The organism is Brevinema andersonii, assembly GCF_900112165.1.
Lineage (GTDB): Bacteria > Spirochaetota > Brevinematia > Brevinematales > Brevinemataceae > Brevinema > Brevinema andersonii.
Genome location: NZ_FOKY01000009.1, coordinates 1 through 13,595 on the forward strand (window position 1 = coordinate 1; position 13,595 = coordinate 13,595).

12 protein-coding genes and 1 tRNA gene are annotated in these 13,595 nt (G+C 33.6%); 10 read left to right on the top strand and 3 right to left on the bottom strand.

The genetic code is table 11. From position 1 onward, the window contains the following. The coding region (locus BM018_RS05000; protein WP_143280423.1) for a hypothetical protein at positions 1-208 on the bottom strand (208 nt) is incomplete at its 3' end. A gap of 202 nt (positions 209-410) precedes the next feature. Then, a tRNA-Tyr gene (locus BM018_RS05005) sits at positions 411-493 on the bottom strand. Positions 494-604: 111 nt separating this feature from the next. Between BM018_RS05005 and malQ the strand changes: the two genes are divergently transcribed. The 9 genes from malQ (at position 605) to BM018_RS05050 (ending at position 9,344) form a co-directional block, all read left to right on the top strand. After that, positions 605-2,098 carry a 4-alpha-glucanotransferase gene (gene malQ, locus BM018_RS05010; protein WP_092319245.1) on the top strand — a complete coding sequence of 498 codons (1,494 nt, stop codon included), beginning with the start codon at positions 605-607 and terminating at the stop codon, positions 2,096-2,098. 53 nt (positions 2,099-2,151) lie between these two features. Continuing rightward, positions 2,152-3,135, top strand: a complete 984-nt coding sequence (locus tag BM018_RS05015) for a PIN/TRAM domain-containing protein (protein ID WP_092319247.1) — start codon at positions 2,152-2,154, stop codon at positions 3,133-3,135. Further along, positions 3,135-3,608: a 2-C-methyl-D-erythritol 2,4-cyclodiphosphate synthase gene (gene ispF / locus BM018_RS05020; protein WP_092319249.1), complete on the top strand. Its 474-nt coding sequence runs from the start codon at positions 3,135-3,137 to the stop codon at positions 3,606-3,608. The genes BM018_RS05015 and ispF overlap by 1 nt, the downstream gene beginning before the upstream one ends. Continuing rightward, a complete protein-coding gene (gene lepB / locus BM018_RS05025; protein WP_092319251.1) occupies positions 3,608-4,612 on the top strand; it encodes a signal peptidase I in 1,005 nt (334 codons plus the stop codon). Before ispF ends, lepB begins: the two co-directional genes overlap by 1 nt. Before the next feature lie 15 nt (positions 4,613-4,627). Continuing rightward, positions 4,628-5,338, top strand: coding sequence for an SIMPL domain-containing protein (locus BM018_RS05030; RefSeq protein WP_092319253.1), 711 nt, complete (start codon positions 4,628-4,630; stop codon positions 5,336-5,338). Positions 5,339-5,479: 141 nt separating this feature from the next. Further along, a complete protein-coding gene (locus tag BM018_RS05035; protein WP_092319255.1) occupies positions 5,480-6,214 on the top strand; it encodes a glycosyltransferase family protein in 735 nt (244 codons plus the stop codon). Then, positions 6,214-8,037, top strand: coding sequence for a lysylphosphatidylglycerol synthase transmembrane domain-containing protein (locus tag BM018_RS05040; RefSeq protein ID WP_268751012.1), 1,824 nt, complete (start codon positions 6,214-6,216; stop codon positions 8,035-8,037). Before BM018_RS05035 ends, BM018_RS05040 begins: the two co-directional genes overlap by 1 nt. Next, a complete protein-coding gene (locus tag BM018_RS05045; protein ID WP_200778570.1) occupies positions 8,027-8,602 on the top strand; it encodes an HAD family hydrolase in 576 nt (191 codons plus the stop codon). The genes BM018_RS05040 and BM018_RS05045 overlap by 11 nt, the downstream gene beginning before the upstream one ends. A gap of 10 nt (positions 8,603-8,612) precedes the next feature. Beyond that, on the top strand, positions 8,613-9,344 hold the full coding sequence (locus tag BM018_RS05050) for a glycosyltransferase family 2 protein (protein WP_092319259.1): 732 nt from the start codon (positions 8,613-8,615) through the stop codon (positions 9,342-9,344). A 179-nt stretch (positions 9,345-9,523) separates the two neighbouring features. Here the strand turns inward: BM018_RS05050 and uvrB are convergent, their stop codons facing one another. Then, a complete protein-coding gene (gene uvrB / locus BM018_RS05055) occupies positions 9,524-11,557 on the bottom strand; it encodes an excinuclease ABC subunit UvrB (protein WP_092319261.1) in 2,034 nt (677 codons plus the stop codon). A gap of 175 nt (positions 11,558-11,732) precedes the next feature. On the opposite strand from uvrB, the gene BM018_RS05060 reads away from it, so the two are divergent. Continuing rightward, complete coding sequence (locus tag BM018_RS05060) at positions 11,733-13,547, top strand: methyl-accepting chemotaxis protein (RefSeq protein ID WP_092319263.1); 1,815 nt, start codon at positions 11,733-11,735, stop codon at positions 13,545-13,547. Positions 13,548-13,595: the final 48 nt, after the last annotated feature.

Consider the following 13,595-nt stretch of genomic DNA (forward strand, 5'->3'; position numbering starts at 1 on the left):
TCTGTACTTCTGCGCCGAAAACGTCTACACTTGAATTAATGTTGTTGTCGAACAGCATGTTCTGCTTTCCTAGCTGCTCAAAAATTCCAATGGAGATCACTCCGTCATCTGCGATCTTTACAAAGATTTCCACCAAATATTCCAGCCGCGCCAACTCCAAAAACAACCCGACGCTCCCGAGCTTGTCATTACCAATTACGCCCCCCATGCTCCAGGGAGGGACTTTTCTTTCCTGGAGCAGATGAGTAAGCCTGCTACCTAGAAAAGGGTTCTGTTTTAAAGTGCCATTTTAAACTTCTCATAACACTCAAATCAAACTTTGCATGACATTGATGAATGCTGTCAAAGAAATCAGACATAGCGCAGTATGTAGATAAAAAGTCCACTAGATTTACTAATGGACTTTGGATTGCAGGAAGATGGATTCGAACCACCGTAGGCAAACGCCGGCAGATTTACAGTCTGCTCCCTTTGGCCACTCGGGCATTCCTGCATTGTTTTTTAATTATAAAACAGAAGAAAAAAAATGTCAATATTTTTCTTTTTAATTTGTTAGGAAAAGTAGTCGATATTAACTTAGTTATAAAAACAATGGAGAATGATAATGTTAAATAATAGAGCATCTGGAGTATTATTGCCTATTTTTTCTCTGCCGGGCAGCCAAGGTATTGGAGTGTTAGGAAAAGAAGCATTTGAATTTATCGATTTTTTAGCCGAATCAAAACAAAAATATTGGCAAGTGTTACCTATAGGAGTTACCTCTTATGGGGATTCTCCTTATCAGAGTTTTTCTTCTTATGCAGGAAATCCTTATTTTATAGATCTCGAAGAAATGATCGAGATGGGATATCTCAACAAAAATGATGTTTATGGTATTCCCTGGTCTAGATTTGTTAATTATGAAGAGCTTTGGCACCGAAAATATGCTCTGCTTCGAAAGGCTTTTAATAACGGATTTGAAGAATTAAAAGCTGACATTCGTAACTTTTCAGAAAAAAATCAATGGTTGCAGGATTTTTCGCTTTTTATGGCATTGAAAAATCATTTCAATCATGTGTCACGCAGCAGCTGGCCTGAATCCCAATTCAAAAAGTATGGTATTCGTCAAGAAGTTCTTCAAGTCATACGTAAGGATCGTGATTTTTATATGTTTATACAGTATTTTTTTTTCAAGCAGTGGCATAGTTTGAAAAAATATGCTCATAGCAATGGAATAAAAATTGTTGGCGATATGCCTATTTTTGTTTCGGAGGATTCAGTGGATGTTTGGGCTTATCCTGAATATTTTCAATTGGACAGCACCGGCAAACCTACTGTAGTTGCAGGAGTTCCTCCGGATGCTTTTAGTGATACAGGGCAGTTGTGGGGGAATCCGCTTTACAATTGGAATGAAATGCAGCGTGATCATTTTTCTTGGTGGGTGGACAGAATTAAGGATTCGTTGCGTTTGTTTGATATGCTACGTTTGGATCATTTTCGTGGTTTTGAAGCCTACTGGGCAGTACCTTACGGCGATACAACTGCTGAAAATGGACAGTGGATTAAAGCTCCTGGTAGTTATTTGTTTGATACGGTTCATCATGCATTGGGTTCGATCAGCGCTATTGCAGAAGACTTGGGTGTAATCACAGATGAAGTTAGGGATTTGATAAAACAAACAGGTTTTCCTGGAATGAAAATATTATTATTTGCGTTCAACCATATCGAAGCAAACAGTCTTTACCGTCCCCACTACTTTCCAAAAAATTGTGTAGTCTACACGGGAACTCATGATAATGAAACTGTTGCGGGCTGGTTTAAGGACGGAGATCCAAGGGATGTTGAATGTGCGGCTCGTTATTTTAATTTGAAAAATTCTACTCCTGAGTCGTTTGCTCGGGTTTTTGTAGAAGCTGCTTGGAAATCAAATGCAGATCTTGCAATTGCTCCGATGCAGGATATTTTAGGGTTAGATAATCATGCTCGTATTAATCGTCCGTCTACGTTGTGTAACAATTGGCGCTGGCGTTTGGAATATCTACCTGATCAGAATATCATTAAATTTTTAACAGAACTAACAATAAACAGCAAGCGTGTTCCAGGGGGAAACGAAAAATGATTTGAAATTTTCGGGGGTATATGCTATAATATAAAAAAAAGGAGCATATTCCTGTGAAAGATATATGGGATAAACATAAAATTGCTATTTTCATTTTCATTTTAGCAGGTACTGTACATTATTTGTTTAGTGGGCGTAATCCTTGGATTATTATTGCAACACTTATTACAATTATTTCGACTCTTCTTATGGAAAATATTTTTTATTCTCGAAGAGGAGTATTTCTTTTTTCTCAAATAGGATTTATTGCTGGAGTTATTACTGGACGTTTTGTATGGGAATTTATATTAAGTTTGTATCCTTTAGATCAAATAATTAATTTAGAACCTTATTTTACAGGAAGCTTTGCTTATTTAGGTTTTTATATGCCGTTGATGTCTCTGCAAAAACCAGGTGCCGTTTTCCAAGCACCTTATAGTGAAAGTTCGGAAACACATTCTGCATTTGATTATAAATTATTGGATACCAGTGTAATCATCGATGGCCGAATCAATGATATTGTTGATACCCAATTTGTTTCTGGTACATTAATTGTTCCAAAATTTGTTCTAAATGAAATTCAGGCATTAGCAGATTCTCAAGACAGCATTAAAAGAAGTAGAGCACGTCGGGGATTGGATATTCTTAATGTTTTACAGGAAAAACCTAATATTGTTCTGAAAGTTGTTTCAAAAGATTATAATGACATCAAAGGGGTTGATTCCAAACTTATTGTTCTCGCTAAGGAAAAAAAATATGCTATCCTTACTAATGACTATAATCTTAATAAAATTGCCCGCTTAGAGGGTGTTTTGGTTTTAAATATTAATGATCTAGCAAATGCGCTAAAACCAGTGCTTTTGCCTGGTGAAGAATTTGATCTCGATATATTACGAGAAGGTAAAGAACAAGGTCAAGGTATTGGTTATCTACCCGATGGGACAATGGTTGTTGTTGCTCAGGGGGCTCATCTTGTAGGAAGGCGCATGAGGGTAAAAGTTACCAGTATGCTTCAAACATCTGCAGGTCGTATTGTATTTACTGAGGCTGATGAGTAATGTACCGTGTTGCATTAGGTTATGATTTGCATCGCATGGCACCTCAAAAAAATAGTTCTATTATATGCGGTGGCATAGAAATTCCATGTGATTTTGTTATAAAAGATGCACATTCTGATGGTGATGTTGTGCTTCATGCTCTTACAGATGCTTTTTTAAGTTTATGTTCGACCGATATAGGACAAAAATTTCCTAATACGGATCCTCTAAATTATGGTCGTTCTAGTCAGGATTTTATATTATATGCGAGTAGTCAAATGGAGAAGTATAATGTGATAAATGTAGATATAATAGTAATTTGTGATTTTCCAAAAATAGCACCTTATACTTTGCAAATTGCTCATCATATAGCAGACTTGTTAAGTATGGATGCTGGAAATATTTCTATTCGCGGAAAAACAACAGAAAATACACAACCGTTCAGTATACAAGCTTATACTAATGTATTGTTCAAAAAAAAGGAAAATTATTAATGAAACAGAAAAAGACACGCAAAGAATCATTGATAGAAAATATTAAATTGTTTTTCTCTACTTATGTACTTGCTTTGTTTATTAGAACATTTATTATAGAGGCTTCTCAAATTCCATCCCAATCTATGGTACCTAGTCTATTAGTTGGTGATACGCTAATGGTAGAAAAAGTATCATTAGGTGCTTATATTCCAGTACTTAAGAAAAAAATACCGTCATTTTCTTCTCCGAAAATTAATGATATGGTAGTATTTGTATCCCCTTCATGGAAAAGTCCATCTTTAGCAGATGAATTAATAACTTTTTTAACACTTTCTATTATCAATAAAGATAATACGTTTTCAAATCCTAAAATATTAGTAAAACGTCTCGTTGCAGGGCCGGGTGATGTGTTAGGGATGACTAATTTTCAGCTTTATAGAAATTCTATATTGTTAAATGAAGATTTTATTTCAGTTTCTACTCAAAGTGTTTATAGTGGTGGGCGTCGGCGAGGTGATCATATATATGATTTATTTGTAGAACACGATAATGGTAAAGAAAGAGTCATTCAACATAGTATGGATAGATCGTCATTAGCATCGAATTCTATTTTGGCTTTTGAAGATGAAGGTTTTATTTATGCGCTTCGTGCGTTGCTCCTGGAAGGATTTCCGGATATCCGTATTCCTCAAAAAAATATTCCTGTACAAATGTCCAATCTTAATCTTTACGAATTATATCTTTGGAGTTATCTAGTTGCTCGTGAATCTGGTTCTCAAAATGTTAATATACGTGATAAGCAAATATATCTTGATGGTCGACTGGTTGAAGAGTGGATGCCTCAGAATGATTATTATTTTATGATGGGTGATAATAGAGATTTCAGTGAAGATAGCCGTTATTTTGGATTTGTCCCCAAGCAGAATATTTATGGGAGAATATTATTCAGATATTGGCCATTCAATCGTTTGAGCATAGGTGCTAATTTGTTGCCTAAGAATGCTCAATATTTAAAGTTCTAAAATGGAGGAACATTTGTGAATACTCAAAAAGGTATTTTCATATTAAGTGCCAGTTTTGTTGTAGGATTGGTATCGGTGGGTTTGATTCTTCGAAATGCTGTTCTAAAATATCGCGCTTACGAAAGAACAGTACAAGTCAAAGGTTTGGCCGAACGTGAGTATAATGCAAACGTGGTGATGTGGACCATAGGAATAATAGAGTCCAGTGCAGATATTTCTTTAACTTATAGTAAATTAGACCGTTCTATAAAAAAAATTAACGGCTTTTTAACAGAAAAAGGAATTGCTAGTTCGGAAATTTCTTTTTCAATGCCTACTGTTGTAGATCGTACGTTGGAGGATAGATTGGGAAGTTTTTCTGGCGATCGTTATGCTGGATCTCAAGCTGTTATCGTATATTCAACTAATGTGCCATTAGTTCAGGAGATTATGCCTAAATTATCGGAACTTGGAAAAGAAGGGATAGCCATATTGCCTTCGGGATATGAATATCCTACGGAGTATCTTTTTACAGCATTAAATGATATTAAGCCTGAAATGATTCAAGAAGCTACAGCAAATGCACGGGAAGCTGCTCTAAAATTTGCGCAAGATTCAAAAAGTAAACTAGGTAAAATAAAAAAAGCTAATCAAGGACAGTTTATTATTTCAGATAGAGATCAGAATAATCCCCATTTGAAAATAATTCGTATTGTAGTTACAATTGAATATTATTTGTCTGATTAATGAAATAAGGAATCTATTTTACTATATGATGAATTCATTAAGAAAAAGAAGGAGTTATTTATGCGGCTCTCTCTCTCTCTCTCTCTCTCTCTCTCTCTCTCTCTCTTCTAAATTTTTATTATTTTATATAGGAATACAATGATGATTAATATTGTTATTCCTATGGCAGGCTTAGGTTCACGCTTTTTTCAGCATGGTATTATGATTCCTAAGCCATTAATATTAATAAAAAATTTGCCTTTTTTGTATTATGCTGCAGAAAGTTTGGTGCGTTTTTATGACTATAACAATCTTATTTTTATTGGTCTAGAAAACCATAATGAAAAAAATATACTCATCGATAATATTTTTAAATATTTTCCCCGAGCAAAAATTAAATTGCTCAAAGAAACCCCAAACGGAGCCGTATTAACGGCGCGTGAGGCGATTCCTTTAATTGATAATGATTTTCCTGTTGTGTTTAATGATTGTGATCATATGTTTTATAGCGAAGAATTACGTTTAGCTCAAGCTGAATTTTCTTGTATTGATGGATTTTTATTGACTTTTGCATCTAATAATCCTAATTACAGTTATTGTTTAAAAGATGATAGCGGAAAAATTATTGGTACAGTAGAAAAAAAAGTAGTTGGCTTTGAAGCTATTGCAGGTGTTTATGGTTTTAGAAATGTGGAATTGTTTGATCAGGCGACTGGCGAATATCTTATAGATTGTCCTTATTCTGAATTTTTTATGAGTGGAGTTTATAACACTTCGATTTTTGATAATAAAATCATTAAAAATTATAGTGTTGATTTTAATATTTCATTTGGCACACCGGAAGAATATTTCTCTGTGAAAAATAGTGAACTATTTTCATTTTTTAGGCCTATATGATGACATTTTTTTTGAAAGCAGTCTTTTTGTTACTTTTGAGTCATATTTTGAAGATGTTAAGAACAGTTTTTATTATTAATTCATATATCAAAAATCCTATGAAAGCCTATTGGTTTTCTTTAGGGGTAGGTTATTTTGTTGATTTTTTTTTTCCGTTTCGTATTTCTGATATTACCCGTACATTTATTTTTTCAAGAAAAACTCAAACTCCATGGAGTTTGAGTTTGGCATTGGCAATTATTGAGAGAATATTTGATCTGGTGATTATTTTGATAATTTTGTTTTTCTTTCATATTAAAAGTCCTATTAATTTGTGTTTAACAATTATTGGAATTTTTATTTTTATTTTATGTCCTTATAAAATATTACGAAATCTTTATTTTTATATTGGTTCAGTATTTAACGATTGTATAAAAAATTTTTTGTTTTCTGTTTATTGGGCTATATGTCAGCTAAGAAAAAAAATTTTATATAACCCTCATGTTATGAGTGTTTTTTTATTGATAACTATATTAATATGGCTATTCTATGTATGGTCTTTAATGATTTTAAGCGAAATATTTACAGATATCAGCACAATAGAATTAATAAGCTATCAATTTACTACGTTGAATTCTGCTGGCATATGGACAGCACGAAAGATTTTTCATTCTTATAGCAATATGTATTTTTTTTATTTACTGATACCTGCATTATTTGCAATTATTATAGGGATGAAATCAGAAAAAAATAAATCTACAGAAGTCATATTAAACATTATTCCTTTTATGTCTTTTGACGATTCTTTAAAATTTGTTGTTGATTTCATGAAAAATAATTTTTCACAAAATGATGAGATGTACTATAGGATGACATATAATGCCTGTCGGGTGAAAGATTTAAGTGCGGCTTCGGGAGCGAAAACTTATTTAATGATTGATAAGGGTAAGAAATTTATCCGAAAGATCGCATTAGGGGTTTATGCAGAAAAACTAAAAATGCAATTTGAATGGCTTCAAGCAAATAAAAAACTTCCATTACCAGCTATTTTGCAAAAAAACGAATCAGACACTCTTTTTTCTTATGATATGGAATATTTTGCAGAGGGACAGAAATTTTTTACGACAATCCATCAATTGTCAAATGTTGAATCATGCGAAGTGCTCAAAAACATTCTGGAAAATTTAAATCAGCATTATAGTTCCATAGCACACCATGGTAAACAGGAGGTTGTTAAAAAATATTTGGATTTATACTTGTGGAAAAATATTACTATTGTGGATCAAGATCCTATAATACAGCAATTTAAAGACAGCCATTTTTTATATGCTAATGGTATTAAAGTTCCTAATATTCTTTATTTTGCTGACCAACTTGAAAATTATGCATTGGAAAATCTTTCTCAATTCCCGCAGCAATGGATTCATGGTGATTTAACGATAGAAAATATATTAGTAGATTTGGATAAAAATTATATTTTAATTGATCCGTCTCCAGCATTTATTGATATTTTTGCAGAATATGCAAAATTATTTCAGTCGTTGCATGCTCATTACGAGCATGTCAAGCTTACTCCTACGTGGAATGTGTCTCAAAACAGCATTACATATGCGCAGTATGGAACGATTAAGTATTATGATTTATTTTTATTTCTTAAACGGTATATCCTTGAAAAATATGGAATAGAAGGATTAAAAGCTGTGTTTTTTTATGAAGCAGTGTGTCATCTTCGGACGCTTAGATATATGGTCAGTTTGAAACAGCCTCGCGCGATTTTGATGCTGGCATTATCAGGATTAGCATTGAAAGAATGGAATGATTTGGGAGGAAATAATGAATATTAAATTATTAATTTTCGATATGGATGGTACGCTTGTAGATAGCGCGGATGCAAATTATTCTGCTTATGCTACTGCATTGGAGGAAGTAGGGGTGGAATTAACGCGCGAATTTTTTGATATCCACTGTTTTAATGGACAGCATTATACTCAATTTTTGCCTCAATTGATGCCGGGTGAATCTCAGGAAGCAATAAAAAAAGTACATGCAAGAAAACAGGAAGTTTATGCTCGAAATCTTGATCAGTTATCGGTGCATCCTTATTTGAAATCACTCATTGTCCAACAAAAGGAAACACTAAAAATAGCCCTCTCAACAGGAGCAGCCCGTGTTGCAGTAGATAATATACTGCCTATTATGGGCTTAGAAAATGTTTTTGATTTGGTTTTGACAGGGGATGATATTCAAAATAAAAAACCTCATCCGGAAATATTTTTACGTACAATGGAATATTTTCATACAGAACCTCATGAAACGGTAATTTTTGAAGACAGTGATATTGGTCTTGAAGCGGCACGCCTTACTAAAGCATGGGTTTTTCAAGTGCACCAATGGGCAAATAACGATTGAGGAAAGATTTATGAAAAGTCATTGTAAATTATCTATTATTATTCCTTGTTACAACGAAGAAGAAAATTTACCGGATCTTGTTTCCAAGTTAATGCAAATGGTAGAAAAAGCACCTTATTCTATAGAAGTTATTTTAGTAGATAATGGGTCTACTGATAATACGGTTGAAGTTATGCAAGAATTACTCGCTGAGCTGCCTATTCGCACTGTCTGCGTACCACAAAATAAGGGTTATGGATATGGTATTTTACAGGGGTTGGATGCTGCTTCTGGAAGTGTTTTAGCGATCACTCATGCGGATATGCAAACAGATCCACATATGATCTTAAGAGCTTATGATCTTTACCGGCAGCATAATAATCCTTATATTCTTGTTAAGGGAAAACGTTGTAATCGGCCTTGGGTGGAAAGATTTTTTACCTTGGGGATGCAATGGTATGTGAATTTTAAATTAAAGACTTCTTTATCAGATATCAGTGCTCAACCTAAAGTGTTTTCAAAGCAGTTTTATTTGGAAATTCGTGATGATCTCCCTTATGATTTTACTTTAGATTTATATTTGTTATATTGTGCATTTTGTAAAGGACAAATTATGACGGTTGATGTACCTTATCTTCCAAGACAGTATGGTATAGCAAAAGGAGGATCAGGGTCTTGGAAATCACGTATTAATTTATGTCATTTGATGATCCGGTCAATTGATAAGTTAGCGAATAAAATATCTAGATTTAATAACTATTAAGAAAGAATTAAAAATTAGTTGAGCTATGTCATCAGACTAAACACTCAAACAACTCTAATAATTCGTTACTTGATTGGTTGTTTTAAAAATATCACAAAAACTCAAAGCTGTATGGTTTTAGGAAAATATAACAATAACAACTCTTATTTTCTATATTTTCTGCACTGGAAATTTTATGTTTAATGAATTTCATTTTTTGTTCTTAATTTTAACAGAAAATTATAATATTTTAGTCGATTTTTTTTTTGAAGTTTTAGAATTTCATCACGAAACATTGCTGCCTCAGCAAAGAGTAATTTTTCAGAAAACTCAAACATTATTTCTTCTAATTTGGCTATTTTTTCGGTAGTTTCTTTGTTGCTTTTTAGAATATGTTTGATTTGGCTTTTTATTGCTTTTTTGGAGTCAACAGCTTCAGATTTTCTTTCTAAAATTTCTTTTATGTCTTTACGGATCGTTTTTGGAGTGATATTGTAACGCGCATTATGCTCTTCTTGAATGGTGCGTCTCCTAGAAGTTTCACGTATAGCTTCTTTCATAGCATCACTTATCTTGTCGGCATACATCAAGACCAATCCGGAATCGTTCCGGGCGCTGCGCCCTATAATTTGAATCAAAGAACGTGTAGAGCGCAGAAACCCAATTTTGTCTGCGTCTAAAATGCATACTAAAGATACTTCTGGAAGATCAATACCCTCTCTAAGAAGATTAATTCCTACAATAACATCATATTTTCCTAATCTAAGATCTCTTAAAATTTCGGTACGTGTAATAGTGTCAACATCGCTGTGGATATATGATACTAATAATCCAGCTTCAATTAGATGTTCCGTGAGATTTTCAGCAGTTTTTTTTGTGAGGGTATTCACAATAACTCGTTCGTTTCGTTTTTTGCGCGCTTTTGCTTCTCTGATAATATCTTTTATTTGACCTTCTGTTTGTCTAATCTCAATAAGAGGATCTAAAAGTCCGGTTGGTCTGATGATTTGTTCGATAATGGCCTCTGAGCGACTGATTTCAAAATCAGCTGGAGTTGCCGAAACATACAATATTTTGTCGCAGATATCGAAAAATTCTTCAGATTTCAGAGGTCTATGATCTATCGCAGACGGAAGCCGAAATCCAAATTCAATAAGTGTGCTTCTTCTGTTATGGTTTCCATTGTACATTGCCCCAATTTGCGGAACTGCCAAATGAGATTCATCTAAAATAGTAAGAAAGTTATCCTTAGGAAAATAATCCAGTAAAGTAAAGGGACGTTCTCCGGGTTTTCGAAATGTCAGATGCCGTGAGTAGTTTTCAATGCCATTACAATAACCAGCAGTAAGCATCATTTCGATATCGTATTTGACCCGTGACTCCAAGCGTTGTGCTTCTTCATGATGTCCAGACGCTTCTAATTCCTGCATTCTGTCTTTCAATTCTAGTTCGATATTATCAATAGCTGTCTCGATTTTGTTGTCTGTAGTAGCAAAAAGTTTTGCCGGATAAATGATTACGCGGTCCATTTCTTCCAAAACAGAGCCCGTGGCAAACTGCATATTGTTGATGGAAATAATAGTATCGTTTTTAATTTCAATTCTGAGAAGATCTTTCGAGTAAGCCGAATGAATATCTAAAAATCCATCTTGTATTCGAAAGCTGGCTCTTTCCAACGTGAAATCGCGTTCTTCATAGAGAATACGTATGAGATGTTTGGTAACTTTTGCCAGATCTATTTTCATTCCTACCGTAAGCAAAAGAAGTAGTTCTTTATAATCGGTTGGGTTGCCGAGCCCGTAAATACAGGAAACAGAAGACACGACAATAACATCTTTGCGTTCCAGAAGAGATGCTACAGTAGACATACGCATTCGTTCGAGCTCGTCATTGATGCGGGATTCTTTTTCTATATATAGGTTTTTTTGAGGTACGTAAGCTTCTGGCTGATAATAATTAAAGTTAGAGACAAAATATTCGACAGCATTTTCCGGAAAGAATTCTTTGAATTCGCGAAAGAGTTGTGCTGCGAGGGTTTTATTAGGACATAAAATTAATGTTGGTACTTGGAGATTTTGAATCACTCCAGCCATGGTAAATGTTTTTCCACTGCCTGTGACTCCTAATAAAGTTTGTTCCTTCATACCTATTTTATAATTTTCTGAAAGTGCTTTAATTGCTTTTGGCTGATCACCCGCAGGATCAAATTCCGAATGCAGGATAAATTTATTCATTTAATGATTCCTTAAATTAGCTTGATTATTTATATAAATAAAATTATAATATTATTTCAACAGCTATGCAATAAAATATAGAAAAAATTTCATTTTATTTATTCTGCTGCCGATAAAATAAGAGACTATTATTCCAGTAAAAGTCATATTTGTTAATTAAACAGAGGGATTCAAAATGGCGTTTTCCTTAAGAAAAATAATACGTGCAATATTTTACAGTATAAGATTTAGAGTATTTATTATCATGGCGGTAGTGGCTGTGGCGATATCTTCAGTTTTTTTGTTTATTTCTCATCTTGAGACTAAGACAACTCGGGCTATTTCCCAGTTAGCTTATATTGATGAATTAAAATTGTTAATTTCTGATTATTATTGGTACTCAGTAAAAGGCAGTACAGAAGAGGATACGAAGAAATTACATATCAAATCACAACTATTATTAGATAAAGAAGGATCTGTCTATAAGTTTGCGACACAAAGTTCTGAAGAACCTTATCTTTCCGGAGTTTCTGATATTAATGAATTATTCTTAATGGTACAGCAAGCTGGTAGAATAAATGATTCATATCAATTAGAACGATTGGTTATTCAATCACAACAATATCCTAAAATATCTACTTATAATGCTTTGACATCCTTAACAGGAGCTGGTATTCAAAGTATGGTAGTAAATCGCAGCCTATTAATTACCATTTTAGTAGGAACTTTAATTTTAGCATTTATTTTTTTACAGATTATTGCAGCTCGTATTGGAATGATCAGTAATACTACACATATGCTGATTGGACAAGAAGATCAATTGGATGTTTCAATACGTCCTCGTTTCTATGCAAATGATGAAACTCGTATTATTATTGATAATCTGAATTTATTTCTGAGCCGAATAGAAAATTCTATTTCTCTTACTTATATGTCATTACGTAAAATGCTTTATCAAACTAATAAAATGAATGATGAATCTGAAGGAGGACAATTAGAAATTCAAGTTATTCAGGATTCAACAGAACGTATTTTCCGGCAGATTCATCATCAAATTGGTAGTATAAGCGAAGCTGCAGCTGCATTAGAAGAAATGGAACGCACTTTGGATATGATTTTTATTAATATTAGTAGGCAGTCGGCTGCAATGACTCAATCGGCAGCGACTTTGGAAGAGATGGGACGTCAGGTTGAAGGGATTGCTGGTATTGCAACAGATACATCAAATCTTGCTGTTAAATTAACGGAAGCCGCAAATAAAGGTAATGAAGCAGTGGAAGCTTCGGTAGTATCTATTCGCGATGTTGCAGAATATTCAACACAGATTATTAAACTACTTAAACTTATTACAGATATTGCGAAACAAACAAATCTTTTAGCAATGAATGCTTCTATTGAAGCAGCTCATGCCGGCGAAGCAGGACGCGGATTTGCAATTGTGGCGGAGGAAATTCGTCGTTTATCAGAAACCACAAATAAAAATGCAAAAGAAATTCGTACTGTTGTCGATACAATGGTTGAAAAAATTGAAAATTCGGTCAGTCAGGCCCATACTGCAGGTGAGGATCTTTTGCAAATTAATGAATATGCAAACAATGTAGAAGACCGTATTAGCCAATTGAATAATATGATGCAGGAACAAAATACAGCTACTCATGAGATGATTGGAACAATAGAAGGATTGGTAACACTAGCACAAGAAATTAAATTATCTATGGAAGAGCAAAAACATGGTTTACATGAATATAGTACAACAATTTCTATGTTACGTGAAAACTTTACTGATACAAAAAGCAGCTTAGATTCCCATAAAAGTAGCATTGATAATCTTCTTCGAATTATGGAAGATGTTAATATTCGTATCGAATTAAATAAAAAACAAATGGAAACTATTGTAACTTTTATCCGTTATTTTAAGATCAATCCTGAGTATATCGTGTCAGAAAATGCTATTGAACAAGAGCAAGAACAAGAATTTATTAATATTAAAACAAGTGAAATAGTCCGTTAATTGGCAGAATCTTTATCTTTACAATCAAGTTTCAATGTTAAAACTTTG

Excerpts from the sequence above, each read along its gene's own strand:
- malQ (WP_092319245.1), top strand. The coding sequence starts at position 605 with ATGTTAAATAATAGAGCATCTGGAGTATTATTGCCTATTTTTTCTCTG.
- ispF (WP_092319249.1), top strand. The coding sequence starts at position 3,135 with ATGTACCGTGTTGCATTAGGTTATGATTTGCATCGCATGGCACCTCAA.
- lepB (WP_092319251.1), top strand. The coding sequence starts at position 3,608 with ATGAAACAGAAAAAGACACGCAAAGAATCATTGATAGAAAATATTAAA.
- BM018_RS05035 (WP_092319255.1), top strand. The coding sequence starts at position 5,480 with ATGATTAATATTGTTATTCCTATGGCAGGCTTAGGTTCACGCTTTTTT.
- BM018_RS05040 (WP_268751012.1), top strand. The coding sequence starts at position 6,214 with ATGACATTTTTTTTGAAAGCAGTCTTTTTGTTACTTTTGAGTCATATT.
- BM018_RS05045 (WP_200778570.1), top strand. The coding sequence starts at position 8,027 with ATGAATATTAAATTATTAATTTTCGATATGGATGGTACGCTTGTAGAT.
- BM018_RS05050 (WP_092319259.1), top strand. The coding sequence starts at position 8,613 with ATGAAAAGTCATTGTAAATTATCTATTATTATTCCTTGTTACAACGAA.
- uvrB (WP_092319261.1), bottom strand. The coding sequence starts at position 11,557 with ATGAATAAATTTATCCTGCATTCGGAATTTGATCCTGCGGGTGATCAG.
- BM018_RS05060 (WP_092319263.1), top strand. The coding sequence starts at position 11,733 with ATGGCGTTTTCCTTAAGAAAAATAATACGTGCAATATTTTACAGTATA.